General features: G+C 71.1%; 19 protein-coding genes. 9 read left to right on the top strand and 10 right to left on the bottom strand.

The window, feature by feature from the left end; translation table 11 throughout:
- Positions 1 to 154: 154 nt before the first annotated feature.
- Positions 155 to 1,171: a L,D-transpeptidase gene (locus FHU36_RS34880; RefSeq protein WP_185088318.1), complete on the top strand. Its 1,017-nt coding sequence runs from the start codon at positions 155 to 157 to the stop codon at positions 1,169 to 1,171.
- Positions 1,172 to 1,192: 21 nt separating this feature from the next.
- Here FHU36_RS34880 and FHU36_RS34875 read toward each other — a convergent pair whose 3' ends face one another.
- On the bottom strand, positions 1,193 to 1,705 hold the full coding sequence (locus FHU36_RS34875; RefSeq protein WP_221497086.1) for a hypothetical protein: 513 nt from the start codon (positions 1,703 to 1,705) through the stop codon (positions 1,193 to 1,195).
- Positions 1,706 to 2,049: 344 nt separating this feature from the next.
- Here FHU36_RS34875 and FHU36_RS34870 point away from each other — a divergent pair, with 344 nt between their 5' ends.
- A complete protein-coding gene (locus FHU36_RS34870) occupies positions 2,050 to 2,649 on the top strand; it encodes a YciI family protein (protein WP_185088317.1) in 600 nt (199 codons plus the stop codon).
- Between the two features lie 8 nt (positions 2,650 to 2,657).
- Here the strand turns inward: FHU36_RS34870 and pcrA are convergent, their stop codons facing one another.
- Positions 2,658 to 4,907, bottom strand: a complete 2,250-nt coding sequence (gene pcrA, locus FHU36_RS34865; RefSeq protein ID WP_376774183.1) for a DNA helicase PcrA — start codon at positions 4,905 to 4,907, stop codon at positions 2,658 to 2,660.
- Positions 4,908 to 5,003: 96 nt separating this feature from the next.
- On the opposite strand from pcrA, the gene FHU36_RS34860 reads away from it, so the two are divergent.
- Positions 5,004 to 5,723 (top strand): PIG-L deacetylase family protein, encoded by a 720-nt coding sequence (locus FHU36_RS34860; RefSeq protein ID WP_185088316.1) that lies wholly within the window; start codon positions 5,004 to 5,006, stop codon positions 5,721 to 5,723.
- Between the two features lie 95 nt (positions 5,724 to 5,818).
- Here the strand turns inward: FHU36_RS34860 and FHU36_RS45165 are convergent, their stop codons facing one another.
- The 8 genes from FHU36_RS45165 to FHU36_RS34820 form a co-directional block, all read right to left on the bottom strand.
- Positions 5,819 to 6,247, bottom strand: a complete 429-nt coding sequence (locus FHU36_RS45165; protein WP_185088315.1) for a PIN domain nuclease — start codon at positions 6,245 to 6,247, stop codon at positions 5,819 to 5,821.
- Positions 6,241 to 6,441 (bottom strand): type II toxin-antitoxin system VapB family antitoxin, encoded by a 201-nt coding sequence (locus tag FHU36_RS45160; protein WP_185088314.1) that lies wholly within the window; start codon positions 6,439 to 6,441, stop codon positions 6,241 to 6,243. The genes FHU36_RS45165 and FHU36_RS45160 overlap by 7 nt, the downstream gene beginning before the upstream one ends.
- 155 nt (positions 6,442 to 6,596) lie before the next feature.
- The gene (locus FHU36_RS34845; protein WP_185088313.1) at positions 6,597 to 7,301 is read right to left on the bottom strand and encodes a CPBP family intramembrane glutamic endopeptidase; all 705 of its coding nucleotides are present in this window, start codon (positions 7,299 to 7,301) and stop codon (positions 6,597 to 6,599) included.
- 129 nt (positions 7,302 to 7,430) lie between these two features.
- The gene (locus FHU36_RS34840; protein ID WP_185088312.1) at positions 7,431 to 7,688 is read right to left on the bottom strand and encodes a WhiB family transcriptional regulator; all 258 of its coding nucleotides are present in this window, start codon (positions 7,686 to 7,688) and stop codon (positions 7,431 to 7,433) included.
- Between the two features lie 82 nt (positions 7,689 to 7,770).
- Positions 7,771 to 8,406, bottom strand: coding sequence for a neutral zinc metallopeptidase (locus tag FHU36_RS34835; RefSeq protein ID WP_312892045.1), 636 nt, complete (start codon positions 8,404 to 8,406; stop codon positions 7,771 to 7,773).
- A 4-nt stretch (positions 8,407 to 8,410) separates the two neighbouring features.
- A complete protein-coding gene (locus FHU36_RS34830; protein ID WP_312892044.1) occupies positions 8,411 to 9,811 on the bottom strand; it encodes a glutamate-cysteine ligase family protein in 1,401 nt (466 codons plus the stop codon).
- A gap of 270 nt (positions 9,812 to 10,081) precedes the next feature.
- Positions 10,082 to 10,720, bottom strand: coding sequence for a response regulator (locus FHU36_RS34825; protein WP_185088309.1), 639 nt, complete (start codon positions 10,718 to 10,720; stop codon positions 10,082 to 10,084).
- Positions 10,717 to 11,925 (bottom strand): ATP-binding protein, encoded by a 1,209-nt coding sequence (locus FHU36_RS34820; RefSeq protein ID WP_185088308.1) that lies wholly within the window; start codon positions 11,923 to 11,925, stop codon positions 10,717 to 10,719. The genes FHU36_RS34825 and FHU36_RS34820 overlap by 4 nt, the downstream gene beginning before the upstream one ends.
- Before the next feature lie 112 nt (positions 11,926 to 12,037).
- Between FHU36_RS34820 and FHU36_RS34815 the strand changes: the two genes are divergently transcribed.
- The 6 genes from FHU36_RS34815 (at position 12,038) to FHU36_RS34790 (ending at position 18,550) form a co-directional block, all read left to right on the top strand.
- Positions 12,038 to 13,759, top strand: a complete 1,722-nt coding sequence (locus FHU36_RS34815; protein ID WP_185088307.1) for a PspC domain-containing protein — start codon at positions 12,038 to 12,040, stop codon at positions 13,757 to 13,759.
- On the top strand, positions 13,749 to 13,976 hold the full coding sequence (locus FHU36_RS34810; RefSeq protein WP_185088306.1) for a hypothetical protein: 228 nt from the start codon (positions 13,749 to 13,751) through the stop codon (positions 13,974 to 13,976). The genes FHU36_RS34815 and FHU36_RS34810 overlap by 11 nt, the downstream gene beginning before the upstream one ends.
- A 73-nt stretch (positions 13,977 to 14,049) precedes the next feature.
- Entirely contained in the window at positions 14,050 to 14,532 is a 483-nt protein-coding gene (locus FHU36_RS34805) for a (2Fe-2S)-binding protein (RefSeq protein ID WP_185088305.1), read from the top strand.
- Complete coding sequence (locus FHU36_RS34800; RefSeq protein ID WP_185088304.1) at positions 14,529 to 16,928, top strand: xanthine dehydrogenase family protein molybdopterin-binding subunit; 2,400 nt, start codon at positions 14,529 to 14,531, stop codon at positions 16,926 to 16,928. The genes FHU36_RS34805 and FHU36_RS34800 overlap by 4 nt, the downstream gene beginning before the upstream one ends.
- The gene (locus tag FHU36_RS34795; RefSeq protein WP_185088303.1) at positions 16,925 to 17,779 is read left to right on the top strand and encodes an FAD binding domain-containing protein; all 855 of its coding nucleotides are present in this window, start codon (positions 16,925 to 16,927) and stop codon (positions 17,777 to 17,779) included. Before FHU36_RS34800 ends, FHU36_RS34795 begins: the two co-directional genes overlap by 4 nt.
- A gap of 78 nt (positions 17,780 to 17,857) precedes the next feature.
- Positions 17,858 to 18,550, top strand: coding sequence for an SRPBCC family protein (locus tag FHU36_RS34790; protein WP_185088302.1), 693 nt, complete (start codon positions 17,858 to 17,860; stop codon positions 18,548 to 18,550).
- The last annotated feature ends 14 nt before the right edge of the window (positions 18,551 to 18,564 follow it).

Genomic DNA, 18,564 nt, shown 5'->3' with positions numbered 1-18,564 from the left:
GCCCGCCGACGCCCGCCCCATGCCATGGCGCGGCGGACAGCAACCCGTTACCGGATCGTTAGGGCCATCTCGCCTACGGAGAAAGCCTTTCGTTTGTCTACCTATGCGACGTAGCACTTAGTCCTGGAGTAACCCCGTGAATCCCCTCCCCCGGATGCCGATAGTCGCCGCACTGCTCGCCCTGGCCACGGCGACCGCGTGCACGGCGGAAGGCACGCCCGCCCCGCGCGCGACGGCGACACGAGCCGCGAGCGCCTCGTCCGCCCCCGGCGTGGTCAACGCCGCAGGTGTCGCCGCCCAGGCCGCCCCGACCATGCCGGCCCCCTCACCGACCGCCACGCTGACGAAGACCCCCACCTCGAAGCCCCGGCTCGGCATCGCCGACATCACCCCGATGGGCGAGAAGGCGGAGAAGGTCGGCGTCGGCTTCCCGATCATCGTCACGTTCGACCGCGACGTCCGCGACAGGGCGGCCACCGAGGCGGCGCTGGAGGTCCGGGCGGAGAAGCCGGTCGAGGGCGCCTGGCGCTGGGTGTCGCCGCGCAAGGTCATCTACCGGACGAAGACGTACTGGAAGCCGCACCAGAAGGTGCTCTTCAAGGCCCGCCTCAGCCAGATCCCGGGCAACGAGGCCGCCAAGGACGTCTCGCGCCGCTTCGCGGTGGGCACGGCCAACATCTCGGTCGTCGACACGCGGCGGCACGTGATGAAGGTGCGCCGCGACGGCAAGCTCGCCAAGACCATCCCGATCAGCGCGGGCCGCGGCGGCCTGCTCCGGAACGGCGTGGACGTCTACCTGACGACCAGCGGCGTCCACCTGACCATGGGCAAGAAGGCCCTGGAGACGATGACGTCGTCCTGGATGGGCGTCACGGACCCCAAGGACCCGCGCTACTACAAGGAGCAGATCCTCTGGGCCGTGCGCATCTCCGACAGCGGCGAGTACGTGCACCAGAGCTACGGCGACTACCAGTACCTCGGCCGCTCCAACCAGAGCCACGGCTGCGTCCGCGCCACCCCGGCCGGCGCGAAGTGGTTCTACACCATCGCCCAGCGCGGTGACGTCGTGAAGATCGTCGGCACCAAGCGCAAGCTCGACTGGCGCAACGGCTGGAGTTACTGGCAGCTCAACTGGACCCAGTGGAAGAAGGGCAGCGCCCTCAAGGGCTGACCCGTTCTCCGGCGGAGAGGATCAGGTGCGGCGCTGGTACGACAGGACCAGCGCCGCGAGGAGCGGAGCCCAGGCGACCAGGGGCAGGTAGAGGAAGCCGACCAGCGTGTGGCCGGCTTCGGTCATGCCGGGGTCGGGGAACTGCCACCAGAACACGAACGGGGTCCAGAGTCCCGCGAGCACCACGACCCCGGCCCAGGCGGGGATCAGGACGGCGAGCCGGGGCACGCGACTGCCGCCGACGAGCGGGATCCAACGGGGGAAGACCTCGCCCCACCCGTGCACCAGCCCGAAGGAGAGCAACGCGGCCCCCTCGGTCATGATGCTGAGCAGGACCAGCCAGAGCGGCCCCCACACCCCGGGCGGGCGGATGACGGCGAAGCCCTCCGTCGTGTAGCCGAGAGGGAAGCCCATGGCCATGCCGAGCCGCCACAGGCTGGAGGGCAGGACGGCGACCGCGATGGTGTGTGCCACCCATCGTGTCCAGCGGGGTGCGGTCACGCCAGGAGTGACGGGAGAGGCGGCGGTGTCCATGGACACGATCGTGCTCTGTCCTGGATCGGGCCGGTTCCCCTCCGGGAGCGAACCGCCTCCCCCGCGCGGGGGAGCGGGTTGATCTGTGACAACCACGGCACCCGCGAGACCCCGGTGATCAAAGCCTGGCCGGCCCGCCACCCCCGCGTCCACCTGCGCCCCGCCCCCACCGGCTCCTCGTGGATCAGCCAGGTCGAGCGCTGGTTCGGCTACCTGACCGCCCAGTTGATCCGCCGCGGAGTCCACACGAGCGTCCATCACTGGAGCCGGATCATCCGTCGCCCCATTTCCACCATTTCGGGAGATCGTCATAGTGGGTCATGACGAGTTCATATGATCCCTCAGTGGAGTACTTCTTCTATTGCCGGGACCGGGTCGGCTCCTGGCCGCTGCGTGCCGAGCTCATCGAAACTCACTGGTCGTTCATGGACCCTTACGGCGAGGCGATGATCGCGCGGGGTCCCACGCTGTTGCCGGACGAGACGCCGACCGGCAGCATGCACGTCGTCGACCTGCCGGACGCCACCGCCGCGCGGGCGTTCGCGTTCGACGAGCCGAACTACCGGGCCGGCGTGTACGGCGAGGTGCTCATGCGGCGCTGGCGGGCCATGGTCGGTCGCACGATGTGGGACTTCACCGGCGGCGTCGACGGCTACGAGCGGTTCCTCATCATCGGCCATGCCAAGCCGGGGATGGCCGCCGCCCGTGAGAGCTTGAGCGACGACTACCGCCGTTACCTCACCGGCGCCGACTACGGCGACCGTATGATCGTCGGCGGCTCGCTGCTGTCCGAGGACGGCAACGAATGGATGGGCACCGCCTTGATGGCCGAGCTGCCGGATCGCAAGGCCGCCGAAGCCGTGCTGCCGAACGGCCCCTGCGGGCGGGCCGGGATGTACGAGAGCGTGGAAGTGCACCGCTGGGAGTTCGGCGGCCGGCGCTAGTAGCGTAACTAGAGCTTCTCCAGCGGCGCGTACGCCAGCAGGAGCGTCTTCTCGCCCCCACTGCCGAAGTCGATCTTGACCTTGGTCTTCTCGGCCACCCCGTCCACCGACACGACGGTGCCCAGCCCGAAGGCGTCGTGCGACACCCGGTCCCCCGGGGTCAGTGACGGCACCGCCCGCGAGCTCTTCTTCGGGGCAGCGGCGGCGGGCTCGCGCCGGGTGGCCGCGGTCCAGGCCGTCTTCTCCGGCGGGGTACGCCAGTCGATCAGCTGCCCGGGAACCTCGTTCACGAACCGCGAGGCCGGGTTGAACGACGGCGAGCCCCACGAGCTGCGCACCGCCGCCCGCGTCAGGTAGAGGCGCTTCTGGGCCCGGGTGATGCCGACGTAGGCCAGGCGGCGCTCCTCCTCCAGCTCCTTGGGCTCGCCCAGGGAGCGGACGTGCGGGAAGACGCCGTCCTCCATGGCCGTCAGGAACACCACCGGGAACTCCAGGCCCTTGGCGGTGTGCAGCGTCATCAGCGTGACCACGCCCTGCCCGCCGTCGGCCTCGGGGATCTGGTCGGCGTCGGCCACCAGCGACACCTGCTCCAGGAACTCCACCAGCGTGCCCTCGGGGTTGGCCTCCTCGAACTCCGAGGCCACCGAGACGAGCTCGTTGAGGTTTTCGAGGCGCGACTCGTCCTGCGGGTCCTCCGACGCCTCCAGCTCGGCGCGGTAGCCGGTGGCGACCAGCACCTCCTCGGCCAGCGCCGACGGCGGCATGCCCGCGGCCTTGCCGATCAGCTCCTCGATCATCGCCACGAACTCACGCACGGCGTTGAGCGAGCGGGTCGCCATCCCGTACGCCTCGTCGGCCCTGCGCAGCGCGTCCCAGTAGGAGATGCGCTCGCGCGACGACAGCGCCTCGATCATCGCCTCGGCACGGTCGCCGATGCCGCGCTTGGGCACGTTGAGTATGCGCCGCAGGGACACCACGTCGGCGGGGTTGGCCAGCACCCGGAGGTAGGCCAGCAGGTCCTTGACCTCCTTGCGCTCGTAGAAGCGCACGCCGCCGACCACCTTGTACGGCAGGCCGGTGCGGATGAAGATCTCCTCGAAGACCCGGGAGGCGGCGTTGGTGCGGTAGAAGACGGCGACGTCGCCCGGCCTGACGTCTTCCTCGTCGCAGAGCCGGTCGACCTCCTGGGCGACGAACACGGCCTCGTCGTGCTCGTTGTCGGCCACGTATCCGACGATCTTGGGGCCGTCGCCCTGGTCGGACCAGAGGTTCTTGGGCTTGCGCGACTCGTTGCGCGCGATGACCGCGTTGGCGGCGGCCAGGATGTTCTGGGTGGAGCGGTAGTTCTGCTCCAGCAGGATGGTGCGGGCGTCGGGGTAGTCGCGCTCGAACTCCAGGATGTTGCGGATCGTCGCGCCGCGGAAGGCGTAGATCGACTGGTCGGCGTCGCCGACGACGCACAACTGCGACTGCTCGGCGCCCGACCGGACCAGCTCGCCGTCGCTGGTGCGCAGCTCGGGACGGCCCACCAGCTCCCTGATCAGGATGTACTGGGCGTGGTTGGTGTCCTGGTACTCGTCGACCAGGACGTGCCTGAACCGCATCCGGTAGTGCTCGGCCACCTCGGGGAAGAGCTGGAAGAGCGTCACCGTGTTCATGATGATGTCGTCGAAGTCCATCGCGCCGGACTCGGTGAGCTTGAGCTGGTAGCTCTTGTAGGCCTCGGCCAGCACCTTCTCCAGGTGGGAGCCGGCCTTGTCGAGCGCGGTCTCGTAGTCGATCAGCTCGTTCTTGAAGTTGCTCACCTGGGCCGAGAACGACCTCGGCGGATAGCGCTTGGGGTCGAGGTCCATCTCGCGGCAGACCATCGCCATCAGCCGCTGCGAGTCGGCCTGGTCGTAGATGGAGAAGCTGGAGGGGAAGCCGAGCCGCTTGGCCTCGCGGCGCAGGATGCGCATGCAGGCGCTGTGGAACGTCATCACCCACATCGCCCTGGAGCGCGGCCCGACCAGCTTGTCGATGCGCTCCTTCATCTCGCGGGCGGCCTTGTTGGTGAACGTGATCGCCAGGATCTCGCCCGGATGCGCGTCGCGCTCGGCGAGCAGGTAGGCGATGCGGTGGGTGAGCACCCGCGTCTTGCCCGAGCCCGCTCCCGCCACGATCAGCAGCGGGCTGCCGTGATGGATCACGGCCTCGCGTTGCTGCGCGTTGAGTCCGTCGAGCAAGGGGTGGTCAACAGAGACCTGGGTGGTCGGCACGCATTCTAGGTTAAGACGCTCCACCGACAATCGGCGCCCGGAATGCCGATCGCGGATCGGTGGTTGTCTCCGGTCAGGAGATCAGAAAGGGAGATCATGCTGGCCGAGAGCGAGATCAACAGGGTCCTGACCGTCACGGCCCACCCGGACGACGTGGACTTCGGCGCCGCCGGCGCGGTGGCGCTCTTCGTCGACAGCGGCGTCCAGGTCACCTACCTGCTGGTCACCGACGGCGACGCCGGCGGCAACGAACGCGAGCTCGACAACTCCGGCATGGCCGAGCTGCGCCGGACCGAGCAGACGGCCGCCGCCAAGGCCGTCGGCGTGACGGACGTGCGCTTCCTCGGCCGTTCCGACGGGACGGTGACGCCGTCGCTGGAGTTGCGGCGCGACATCGCCCGCGTCATCCGCCAGGTACGCCCCGATCTGGTGATCACCCACCACCCCGACCGCAACTACCAGTTCGTCGCGCCCAGCCATCCCGACCACCGCGCCGTCGGCGGCGCCACGCTCGACGCGGTCTACCCCGATGCCCGCAACCCCTACGCCTTCCCCGAACTGCTGCGGGAGGAGGGCCTGGAGGCGTGGACGGCGCGTGAGGTGTGGCTGATGGGCGGCATGACGCCCGACCACTGGGTGGACGTCACCGGCGTCCTCGACCGCAAGCTGGCGGCCCTGCAGTCGCACGTGAGCCAGATCGCGCACGTGGAGGGGTTCGAGGAGGCGGTCAAGCGGCGCTGGGCGGCGTGGGCGGCCCGGGCCGGCTTCGGCGAGGGCCGCTACGCGGAGGCCTTCCAGGTCGTCCCCACGGCCTGACCTCCGGTCCGCACCCCACCAGTCCTCACCCCACCGGCACGGCAGCAACACCGCTCTCCGGTCCGGCCTCCGTGCGCGGGCGGAGGCCGGGCACGTCATGACACGGAGCCCGGTGGCACCACCCACAGGGACGGCTGGCCGGTGACCTCGGAGATGACGTCGTAGTCACGGTCGTAGTGCAGCACCGTCGCCCCGTGCATCTCCGCGCAGGCCGCGATCAGCAGGTCGTTGGGCCCGACACCTCGGTGCTGCGACTTACGGGCGAGTAAGCCCTGCACGGCGAGTGCTCGTTCCCGTACTTCGGCATTGAGCTCCAGAAAGCGGAAGTCGTCGCGCAGGTGCCGTGCGTCGAGTTCATACCCTGCCGGATCTCGGGCGCTGAAGAGGACTTCGAGCTGCGTCACCGTGCAGATCGCCAGCATCTTGTCGAGCATGAGCGGCTTCAGCGCACGCCCAACGAGCGGGTTCGGCATGCGCGCCAGCGCGCTCTTGTCGATGAGGTAGACCACGCCGGTGGCTACCACGGATGCTTCATGATCTCCGGATCCAAGAGATCGGTATTGTCCCGTGAGGTCCAGTATTCGAACGCTTCTCGACGCTTTGCCCTTTCGGCGACCTCCGCCAGCGCGGCGTGGACCGTCTCCTTCATGTTCTTCGTCCCAAGCTCCTCCTGAACGACTTCCAGGAGCTCCTTGTCGATGTCGATGACCGTACGCAAGGGGCATCACCTCCGTTACCTCCACCGTATATCACAGATAGTGATCTTGATATACGCACGCTCCGCACTTCATCACCTACGGAACGTGCGCTGCGGAGAACGTAGTGCATCCGGGCCGTTCCTCTCCGTGCACGCCGAGACGCGGTGGAGGATCTTCACCCCTCAGGCGAAATCCCTGTTCCCTGCCTTCCCACGAGGCGGGCGAAGAGGTAGCCGAGGGAGTTGGTGGACAGGTGGAGCATCGACGGGGCCAGCAGCCCGGCCCGGCGGCGCAACTCACAGAAGAGCACCCCCGCCACGCCCGTGGACACCACGCTGCCCGCCACCACCCGGGCCGTGTCGAGGCGGCCCGGGGACTCGCCCGCCGTGAGCGCGCCGAGGGCGGGATTGGCCCGGGCCATGTCGATCGCGGGCAGGATGTGCCACAGCCCGAACAGCGCCGACGACACCGCCGTCGCCGTCACCGTGCCGTGGGTGCGGCGCAGGCCCCCGTACAGGGCGCCCCTGAACCCCACCTCCTCCAGCAGGACCGTGCCGAACGGGACCTGCACGAGGGCCTCCTCCAGCACGCGCGCCCGCGACAGTGACAGCGCGCGCTCGTCGTGGAACAGCGGCCGGGTGCGCGGCAGCGCGACACCGGCCGTGTAGGCGGCGACGACACCGGTGGCCAGGACGGCACCGGCGAGGGCGCCGCGGCGGGGCTGCTCGAACCCGAGCTCCCGCCATGACGCCCCCGACCGGCGCGCCATCGCCACCAGCGCGGCGGTGGCGGCGGCGGAGGTCAGCGGACCGAGGCGCGGGGCGACCTTGTTGTTGAGGACGTTGGCCGCGACCAGCACGGCGATCGAGGGAAGCAGCACCCCTGCAGGCTATGTCGCCTCGACCCCGCCCGTCGGCCGCCGCGGGCACGCAGGCGTTCGCCCGGACGGGGAGGCGGCAGGGCGGAATGCGGACGGCTCAGGAGACGGACGGCTCAGGAGACGGACGGCTCAGGAGACGGCGGGGGTGCGCCAGCCGGCCGGGAAGCGGCTGCGGCGGCGTTCCTGCGGCGTGAGGCCGCCCCAGATGCCTTCCGACTCCCCCGCGCGTAACGCGTAGGACCGGCACTCCTCCAGCACCTGGCACGTGGCGCAGATCGCCTTGGCGCGGGCCTCCTGGGGCGGGGAGGGGGCGAGGGGGAAGAAGAGCTCAGGGTCGCTGGATCTGCAGGCGCCCCCGCGCAGCCAGCCGGTCTCCTCCAAGGGCATGCGACCACGCTATGCCGCGTTCATGATCGGTCGCATCATCCTCTGGGTTGACCCTTGAGTACATCCCAGGAGGGCCCCGGGGTCAGCAGGCGCCGACGCCGCGGTTGTAGCCGGTGGCGAACGCCTGCTGGCGCTGCTCGGCCGTGCCGTGGGCAGCCGGGTTGAGCCAGTCGTCCGTGGGGTCGCCGGCGGCTTCGAGGTTCAGCAGCAGCTCCTCCTCGTCGCCTGGTTCGGCCCGCAGCGACCCCGCCTTGACCAGGGCCGACAGCGTGCCGCCCGCGTAGCAGTCGGCCTGCAGCTCCGCCTCGACGTTCAGCTCGAACCGGGAGTCGAGCTGGGCCTGGACGGCGTGGCCGAGCTCGTGCAGCACGATCATGTACACGGACCCGTCGCCCATCTCGTCCCACAGCCGTTCCATCCAGTCGCGGTCGAAGGCGACGAAGTGGCCGGCGGGGCAGTAGAAGGCGTTGTTGGGCACGGAGGGCTCCCCGGCGCAGCGCGGACCCGACCGCCCGGAGTAGGGCACGAAGTCGATGATCGGCCGGTAGGTCCGGCCGGACGCGCTGAACTGCTGCTTCCAGAACATCTCGCCGAGCCCCCGCGCGCCCCGGACGTCGTCCTCGAACGTGTCGGCGCCCCGTACGTCCCTGGAGGGCACCCCCGTGAGGCCGCACCCGGTGAGAAGGACCACCAGGGCGAGGACGAGGGCGCGTGTCACGCGATCAGACTTCCCAGGTGTGCGCGGGTTCATTCGTGTGCATGCGCTCGATGTACTCCAGCGTCATCCGGCGCAGCGCCTCGTGCCTGTCGCCGCCGATGGCGCGCACCTTCTCCACCTGCCACGTCGCGCCGGTGCGGCCGGTCAGGCAGCGTCCCTCGATGACCCCGAGCAGCCGGTCGGCCACGGCGGTGTCCACGCCGCGCGTGGCGAGGCCCTCGTACGCCAGGGGGAGCAGGCGGCGCAGGACCAGCTCGGCGGCGGACACCTCGCCGATCCCCGGCCAGTACAGCCGCGCGTCCATGCCGTGCCGGGCGGCGGTGGTGAGGTTGTCCTCCGCCGCGGCGAACGACATCTGGCTCCAGATGGGCCGCTCGCCGTGCGGCAGGACGCGCATCAGCCCGTAGTAGAAGGCGGCGTTGGCCGCGATGTCCAGCACGGTCGGGCCCGCGGGCAGCACCCGGTTCTCCACGCGCAGGTGCGGGATGCCGCCGACCACCGCGTACACCGGCCGGTTCCAGCGGTAGATCGTGCCGTTGTGCAGGGTGAGCTCGTGCAGTTCGGGGGTGCGGCCCTGCGCGAGCTCCGCCTCGGGGTCCTCCTCCTCGCAGATGGGCAGCAGGGCCGAGTAGTAGCGGACGTTCTCCTCGAACAGGTCGAAGACGCTGGTGATCCAGCGCTCACCGAACCAGACGCGCGGGCGCACGCCCTGGTGCTTCAGCTCGGCCGGGCGGGTGTCGGTGGCCTGCTCGAACAGCGCGATCCTGGTCTCGCGGTGCAGTTCCTTGCCGAACAGGTACGGCGAGTTGGCGGCGACCGCCACCTGGGCCCCGGCGACGGCCTGGGCGGCGTTCCAGTGGGCCGCGAACGCGTCCGGGCTGACCTGCAGGTGGAGCTGGACGCTGGTGCAGGCCGCCTCGGGGGCGATGCTGGCGGCGTGGGTGTCGAGGCGTTCGACGCCCTCGATGCACAGGTGCAGGTCCTCGCCGCGCAGGGCGAAGATCTGCTCGTTGAGCAGCCGGTAGCGGGGGTTGGCCGACAGCGCGCCCTCGTTGACGTCCTGTTCGCGCAGCGTGGGCAGGATGCCGACCAGGACCAGGTGTCCGCCGCGGGAGCGGGCGAGCTCCTCCGCGTGGTTGAGCCGCGCCCTGACGTCGTCCTCCAGTCTGAGGGCGCCGTCGCCACCCAGGTCCTGGGGCTCGATGTTGATCTCGATGTTGAACTGGCCGAGTTCGGTCGCCCAGTCGGGCCGCTGAATGGCGTCGAGGACGGCTGCGTTGCACATGGCGGGCTCGCCGGCCGCGTCCACGAGGTTGAGCTCGATCTCCAGGCCGGCGAGGGGGCGTTCGTCGGCGAAGCGGGACTCGCCGAGCATCTGGGCGAAGACGTCGAGGCATCGACGCACCTTTTCCCGATATTTCCGGCGGTCGTCCCGGCTGAAAACAACGACCGGCACATCTTTGCCCATATCGGAAATGTCGCACGTAACTGACTGTCATGCCAGCCCACTCCGGGCAACGCCCGCTCACTTTTCCTTAACAGCTCGCGCTTTTCCCGGCCCGCCCCCGGGACTCCGGCGACGCGGTGAGCCCCCAGGGCCGGGCCCGGTCGCCGGTGAGCCCGAGGGGCCGGGCCCGGTCGCGGTGAGCCCCCTGGGGCCGGACGCGGGTGGGAGTCAGACCAGGCGGCGGGCGGTGGCCCAGCGGGAGAGCTCGTGCCGGTTGGAGAGCTGCAGCTTGCGCAGCACCGACGACACGTGCGTCTCCACCGTCTTGACCGAGATGAACAGCTCCTTGGCGATCTCCTTGTACGCGTAGCCGCGGGCGATCAGCCGCAGCACCTCGCGCTCCCGCTGGGTGAGCGAGTCGAGCTCCGGGTCGATCGACGGCGCCTCCGACGAGGCGAACGCGTCCAGCACGAACCCCGCCAGCCGCGGCGAGAACACCGCGTCGCCGTCGGCCACCCGGCGGATCGCGTCGGTCAGCTCCTTGCCGCTGATGTTCTTGGTCACGTAGCCGCGGGCGCCGCCCCGGATGACGCCGATCACGTCCTCGGCGGCGTCCGAGACCGACAGGGCGAGGAAGCGCACCTGCGAGCCGGAGCCGAGCACCCGGCGCAGCACCTCCTGGCCGCCCCCGCCGGGCATGTGCACGTCGAGCAGCACCACGTCCGGCTGCAGCTCGGCGATCGCCTTCACCGCCGTCTCGACGTCCTCGGCCTCGCCGACCACCTGGATCGAGTCGCCCAGCTCGGCCCGCACGCCCGACCGGAACAGCCGGTGATCGTCGACGATCAGCACCCGGATCACGTTCACTCCCTCGTCACCTTCATGGTCAACATCACTTCCGTGCCCTCCCCCGGCTCGGTGCGCACCCTGGCTGTGCCGCCGTGGCGTTCCATCCGGCCGACGATGGACTCCCTGATCCCCATCCTGTCTACCGGCACCGCGTCGAGGTCGAACCCCTTGCCCCGATCCTTCACGAAAATCGTGACCTCTTCACCTTCGACTTCGGCGTACACGGAGATGGTCGGGCTCCCGGAGTACTTGGCGGCGTTGACCATGGCCTGCCGCGATGCCTTCAGCATGGCGGCGAGCTTGCCGGTCGGGTCGAGCTCGACGTCACCCACGCACACCACCTCGATCGCCACGCCGTGGGCGTCCTCCTCCTCGGCGGCGATCCGGCGGACGGCGGCGGCGAGCGTGGCGTCGGCGTCCTGGGCGGGCTGGTAGAGCCAGTTGCGCAGGTCGCGTTCCTGCGCCCGGGCCAGGCGGCTGACCTCGCGGGGATCGTGCGCGACACGCTGGATGAGCGTGAGCGTGTGGAGCACCGAGTCGTGGACCATCGCGGCGACCTCGGCGCGTTCCTCCTGCCGGATGCGCTCGCGCCGTTCGAGCTGGAGCTCCTTCCACAGTCCCGCGAGCCAGGGGGCGGCGATGACGGCGAGTCCGCCGACCACGACCGCGGTGAACAGCAGCCCCCGGCCGGCCTCGGCGAGCTCCCCCTCGATGGCCAGGAAGCCCGCGGCTCCGCCGATGACGAGGGCCACGCCGAGCAGGGTGCGCGCGCGGTTCTTCCTGATGCTCGTGGTGGCGCCGCTCACCCAGCCCTTGCGCCGTTCGGGGTCGGCCTGCTGCCACAGGATGAGCGCGCCGATGCCGCCGACGGCGAACGGCAGCACGCCGATGCCGCCCTTGGACGCGCCGGTCAGCCAGCCGAACGCGAGCAGCGCCACGCCGATCGCGCTGAACGCCGTGAGCTGGCTCCAGTCGCGGGCGGGCGGCGGCCCCTCGTACGGCTCGCGCGGTGAGATCATCCAGAGCACCGCGTAGGCGACCACGCCGACTCCGTCGACCACGCTCAGCAGCACGAACATCAGCCTGATCACCACGGGATCGAGCTTGAGCTGTGCCGCCAGCCCCTGCGCCACGCCGCCGAGCAGGCGGCCCTCCATGGGCCGCATCAACCGGCGGTAGGGCGCGTCGCCACCGGGTTCGGCAAGAGTCATCTGGTCAGCCATAGCATCGCCATCGTCACATGCACGGGACGAAAACGGCATCCGGAACAACCCCCGGGTCGGGTCAGGGGTGTCCCGGATGCAGGAGGCGGCCGGTGGGGGCCACGATGGTTCCATGACGCAAGCACCGCCCAAGGAACCCGGAGCGCCTCCCCGCGTGCTGCGGCGCAGCAGCGAGGGACGTTTCCTCCTGGGCATCTGCGCCGGGCTGGGACGACACACGGGCATCGACCCGGTGGTGTTCCGGGTCGCCTTCGCGGTGCTGCTGTTCGGCTCGGGGATCGGGCTGTTCCTGTACATCGCGGCGTTCCTGCTGATGAAGGACCCGAACGGGCGGCCCGGCTACATCGAGCACTGGACGCAGCGCGACTTCGACGCCGAGACGGTGCTGGCGCTGCTCACGGCGGTGCTGGGGTTCGGGCTGGCGATCAACCTGACCACGGTGTGGCTCGACACGGGCACGCTGGTGGTGGGGGTGCTGCTGGCCGTCTCGCTGCTCGCGGCCCACTCCAGCGGGGTGGACCTGGTGGCTCTGGTCCGGTCGATGCCCGAGCGGCTCAACCGCCGGGCGGCGCCGCCCGCGGCGTTCCCGCCGCCGGTCTCCGCGCCGTCGGAGTGGGTGACGACGGGACTCGGCACGCCCGCGGGGGACGCGGTCCCGGCGCCGGACCGGCGCGAGAGCGCGGCGGAAGGGCCGGCCCCGACGCGGGCCCACGCCACCGAGGAGGTGCACCCGCCGGCGAGGACCGGCGCGGGGCCCACCACGGACCTCGATGCGGACCTCGATGCGGACCCCGGTGCGGAGCCGCGCGTGGAGCCCGGTGCGGGGCCCCGCGTGGAGCCCGGTGGGGAGCACGATAGAGAGCACGGTGCGAACGCGGACGCGCCCGCCGCGGGCGAGGCCGCGACGGCCCGCGCCGAGGCCGCACCCGGCCCCGCCGAAGAGGCGGACCGGCCGCTCGCCTACGGGGAGCTGGGCGAGCCGGAGCGCCAGAGGGACGGCATCGGCGGCTCCCCGGAGAACGCCGTGTACGGCCGGCCGCCGTTCGCCCCGCGCGGCCCGTTCCAGCCGAGCGGCCCCCAACGCCGGCCCGGCGCCCTCCCGGCGGCCGGAGTCGCCCACCCGGGCGGCTTCCAGCCGCTGGACCCGCGCAGACGGGCCGGATACGCCCCCTACGACCCCGCCCGGTACGGCCGGCCGCCGGCGCCGCGCCCCCGGCGGCCCAGATCGTTCATCGGCCTCATCACCGTGTTGCTGGCCATCGTCATTGGAGGCATCGTCGTGGCGGTCCAAGCCGGATCGGGCACGGGAGTGAACCCCACCATCGTGGGCGGCGCCGTGCTGGTCACCATAGGGGCGGGGCTGCTGGTCGCCGCCTGGTGGGGGCGCGGGGCGGGCCTGGTGGCCGCGGGCACCGCCGTGGCGGTGCTGGTGGCGCTGGTGATGACCATCAGCGGGATGCCGCGGGAGGTCGGCAACACCGTCTGGGTTCCGCTCACCGCGGCCGCCGCCGAGAGCCAGACGTACGACATCGGGGTGGGCAACGGGCGGCTGGACCTGTCGGAGATCGAGCTGCCGCCGGGCGGCGACCTGACGGTGCGGGCCTCGGTGCGGATCGGCGAGCTGGCGGTGATCGTGCCGCCGGACGCGCGGGTGGAGGTGCACGCCTCGAACCGGGTCGGCGACATCAAGCTGGACCAGTCGTTGCGGGGCGGCGTGGACGTGACGTGGAACCAGGTGCTGGAGCCGGAGGTCCGGCCCGAGGGGGAGCCGCCGACGATCGTGCTGCACCTGAGGGGCGGCGCGGGCGACATGGAGGTGCGGCGTGCCGCGTGAGCACCACGGCGCACCGGGGGCCGCGCCGGACAGGCGGCGGCGGACGCACCGGACCGACTGGATGGCGCTGCTGAGTGGATTGTTGTTCGTGGTTCTGGGCATTCTCGTACTGACCCGCTCGATCACGGATCCGCTGGTCCTGTCGGGTCTGGTGGTGATGGGACTGGGTTTCGCGGGGCTGGTGGCGGTCATCGCCAGGGTCGTCAGGGGCAAGTGACCCTTGACCGGGATAAACACCGGCGTACCTTGGCATTTATCCATTCATTCCCCCTTGTTTCGAGGGAGGACGTATGCCCCGCATCGCCATAACCGTCGACGGAATCCATTACGAGGAGGACGTCGAACCACGGCTTCTCCTCGTTCACCTGCTACGAGAAAGACTGGGCCGGACCGGCACGCCCGTGGGTTGCGACACCAGCAACTGCGGTGCCTGCACGGTGATGCTCGACGGCAAGAGCGTCAAGAGCTGCTCGGTGCTCGCCGTCCAGGCCGACGGCTGCGACGTCGTCACGATCCAGGGCCTGGGCGCGAACGGCGCCATGCACCCGATGCAGCGGGCCTTCCACGAGGAGCACGCGCTGCAGTGCGGCTTCTGCACGCCCGGCATGGTGATGGCCGCGATCGACCTGCTGAGGGACGACCCCGACCCGTCTGAGGAGACCATCCGCCAGGGACTCGAGGGCAACCTGTGCCGGTGCACCGGCTATTGCAACATCGTCCGCGCGGTACGCAGGGGCGCCCAGGAGATGGGGCAGGCGGTGAGGACGCCATGACGGAGCTGGACCCGGGCCTGCTCGGCGAGCAGATCGCGGAGAGCGGGCAGCTCTCCGAGCCGGACGGCGGCCACGAGATCGGCCGGGCCAGGCGGCGCAAGGAGGACCAGCGACTGCTGACGGGGCACACCCGCTGGACCGACAACCTCCAGCAGCCGGGAATGCTGTACGTGATGTTCATGCGCAGCCCGATGGCGCACGCCCGCATCACCCGGGTGGACGTGTCGGGCGCCCGCGACCTGCCGGGAGTGGTGGCGGCCTTCAGCGGCCGGGACTTCGCCGAGGAGCAGGGCAGCCTGCCGTGCGCGTGGCCGGTGAGCGAGGACATCGTGATCCCCGACCACCCGCCGATGGCCGTCTCGGAGGTGCGCTACGTCGGCGAGGCGGTCGCCTGCGTGATCGCCACCGACCGTTACCGGGCGGCCGACGCGCTGGAGGCGATCGAGGTCGACTACGAGCCGCTGCCCGCCGTCATGGACATGCGCGAGGCGCTCACCCCCGGCAGCCCGAAGGTGCACGAGGCGGGCAACAAGGCGTTCAGCGTGAAGATCACCTCGGGGGACGTCGAGGCGGCGCTGCGCGACGCGCCCGTGCTGATCGACCGGACGTACGTCCAGCAGCGGCTGATACCGAGCGCGATGGAGCCCCGCGCGGTGCTGGCGAGCACCGACGGCGACACGTTCACGCTCTGGTCGTCCACGCAGATCCCGCACGTGCTGCGGGTCATGCTGGCCGTGACGACCGGCATCCCGGAGCACCGGCTGCGGGTGATCGCGCCCGACGTGGGCGGCGGGTTCGGCTCGAAGCTGCAGGTAACGGCCGAGGAGGTGCTGTGCCTGCTGCTCACCCGGCGGCTCGGCGTGCCGGTCAAGTGGACCGAGTCGCGCTCCGAGGGCAACCTGACCGTGCACCACGGCCGTGACCAGATCCAGCACCTCACGCTCGCGGCCGAGGCCGACGGGCGCATCCGGGGGCTGCGCGTGGAGCTGCTGGCGGACATGGGCGCCTACCTGATGCTGGTCACGCCCGGCGTCCCGATGCTGGGCGCGTCGATGTTCAACGGCATCTACAAGATGGAGGCCTACGAGTTCGGCTGCACGGGCGTCTTCACCACCAAGATGCCGACCGACGCCTACCGCGGCGCGGGCCGTCCGGAGGCGACGTTCGCGATCGAGCGGATCATCGACGAGCTGGCGGCCGAACTGGGGATGGACCCGATCGAGGTGCGGCGGCGCAACTGGATCAGGCACGACGAGTTCCCGTACACGACCGTCTCGGGGCTGACCTACGACTCGGGCGACTACGAGGCGGCCACGGAGCGGGCGCTGGCCCTGTTCGGCTACGACAAGCTGCGGGCCGAGCAGGCCGACCGGCGTGACCGGGGCGACCCCGTCCAGCTCGGCATCGGCGTCAGCACCTACACCGAGATGTGCGGGCTGGCCCCCTCCCGGATGCTCGGCATGGCCAACTACGGCGCGGGCGGCTGGGAGCACGGCTCGGTGCGCATGCTGCCGACGGGCAAGGTCGAGGTGATCACCGGCACCTCGCCGCACGGGCAGGGGCACGTGACGGCGTGGAGCCAGATCGTGGCCGACTCGCTGGGCGTGCCGTTCGACGACGTGACGGTGCTGCACGGCGACACGGCCATCGCGCACAAGGGCATGGACACCTACGGCTCACGCTCGCTGGTGGTCGGCGGCATGGCCGTGCTGCAGGCGTGCGAGAAGGTCAAGGTCAAGGCCCGCAAGCTGGCCGCGCACCTGCTGGAGTGCTCGCCGGACGACCTGGAGTTCGACGGCGGCGCGTTCAAGGTGCGGGGCACCGGGGCGGCCAAGACGATCCAGGAGCTGGCGTTCGCCGCGTTCACGGCGCACGACCTGCCCGAGGGCGTGGAGGCACGGCTCGACTCCGACGCCACGTACGACCCGGACAACTACTCCTTCCCGCACGGCACGCACCTGTGCGCGATGGAGGTGGACACCGAGACGGGGCAGGTGCGGATCCGCTCGTACGTGGCGGTGGACGACGTCGGCAAGGTGATCAACCCGCTGATCGTGCGCGGCCAGGTGCACGGCGGCATCGCGCAGGGCATCGCCCAGGCGCTGTTCGAGGAGGCCGTCCACGACGCCGACGGCAACCTGCTGACCACGACGATGGCCGACTACCTGCTGCCGTCGGCGGCCGACCTGCCCGACTTCACCACGGACCGCACCGAGACGCCGTCCACGGGCAACCCGCTGGGCGTCAAGGGCGTCGGCGAGGCGGGCACGATCGCCTCCACGCCCGCCGTGGTGAACGCCGTCGTGGACGCGCTGCGCCCGTACGGGATCCACGACGTCCGCATGCCGTGCACGCCCGAGCGGATCTGGCGCGCGCTGGAAGGAGCCCGGTCATGATCCCCGCCCAGTTCGACTACGTGCGCGCCGGGTCGGTCGAGGAGGCGTGCCAGGCGCTCGCCGCCGACGAGGACGCCAAGGTGCTGGCGGGCGGGCAGTCGCTGCTGCCCCTGCTGCGGCTGCGGCTGGCCTACCCGTCGACGCTGGTCGACATCGGCCGGCTGCCGGAGCTGTCGGGCGTGCACGACCGCGACGACCACGTCTACATCGGCGCGATGACCACGCACGACGAGGTCCTGCGCTCGCCCGTGGTCAACGGCGCCTGCCCGCTGGTGGCACTGGCCGCCGCCACGGTGGCCGACCCGGCGGTGCGGCACCGCGGCACGTTCGGCGGCTCGCTGGCCCACGGCGACCCGGCCGGTGACCTGCCGGCCGTGGTGCTGGCGCTGGACGCCGTCCTCGTGGCCAGGTCGGCGCGGGGCGAGCGGGAGATCCCGGCGGCCGAGTTCTTCGCCGACTACCTGGAGACGGCGCTGGCACCGGACGAGATCCTCGCCGGAGTGCGGATACCGAAGCTCGGTCCCGGCTGGGGCTATCACTACGAGAAGTTCCACCGGACGGCGCAGGCCTGGGCCGTGGTCGGGGTGGCGGCGGCCGTCAAGCGGTCCAACGGCGGCATCGAGGAGGCCAGGATCGGGCTGACCAACATGGGCGCGACCCCCGTGCGGGCCCGCGCGGCGGAGGCGGCCCTGCGTGGCGTGGAGGCCGCCGACCAGGTGCGGGGGGCGTGCGAGGAGGCCGACGCGGACACCTCGCCGCCGGCGGACCTGCACGCCCAGCCGGACTACCGCCGGCATCTGGCCAGGGTGCTGACGCACCGGGCGGTGCGCACCGCAGCCGGGTGGGGCTGACGCACGGGGCGGGGCGTCCCGCGCGGGGACGCCCCGCCCATCGGGGTTCGAGGGAACGGCGGAGAAGGAGCGGATCCGATGGCGATGCGGTTCGAGCACGAGTTCACTGTCCCGGTCCCGGTCGAGCAGGCGTGGGCGGTGTTGCTCGACGTCGAACGGGTGGCCCCGTGCCTGCCGGGGGCCTCGCTCGACACCGTCGAGGGCGAGCGGTTCACCGGCCGGATGAAGGTCAAGGTGGGGCCCATCACCGTGGCCTACCGGGGGACGGCCGAGTTCGAGGACGTGGACAAGGACACCCACACGCTCACGATCAAGGCGTCCGGCAAGGAGGACAGGGGCGCCGGCACCGCCTCCGCCACGGTCAGGGCCAGGCTCACCCCGGCGGGCGGCGCGACGGCCGTCGCCGTGGAGACGTCGTTCAACGTGACCGGCCGGCCGGCGCAGTTCGGGCGCGGCGTCATGGCGGAGGTCGGCGGCAAGCTGATCGACCGGTTCGCGGCCAACCTGTCCGACCTGCTCTCGGAGCAGCACCCCCCGCACGACGAGCCCGCAGGTGACGAGCCCGCCCGTGACGAGCGGGCCGTCCGGGCCGAGTCCGAGGAGGAGGCGCGGCCGGCGGGCACGCTGCGCACCTCGCGCACGCCCGACGAGGAGGCGCTCGACCTGCTGGAGCTCGCCGGGACCCCGGTGCTGAAGCGGCTGGCACCCGTCGCGGCGGCCGTCGCGGCGCTGCTGCTCCTCGGCTGGCTGATTAGGCGACGAATGCGATAAATCCGGCAAAGACC

This window comes from Nonomuraea muscovyensis (genome assembly GCF_014207745.1).
In the GTDB taxonomy this organism is placed as follows: Bacteria; Actinomycetota; Actinomycetes; order Streptosporangiales; family Streptosporangiaceae; genus Nonomuraea; species Nonomuraea muscovyensis.
This window is presented reverse-complemented; position numbering and strand designations above follow the sequence as displayed.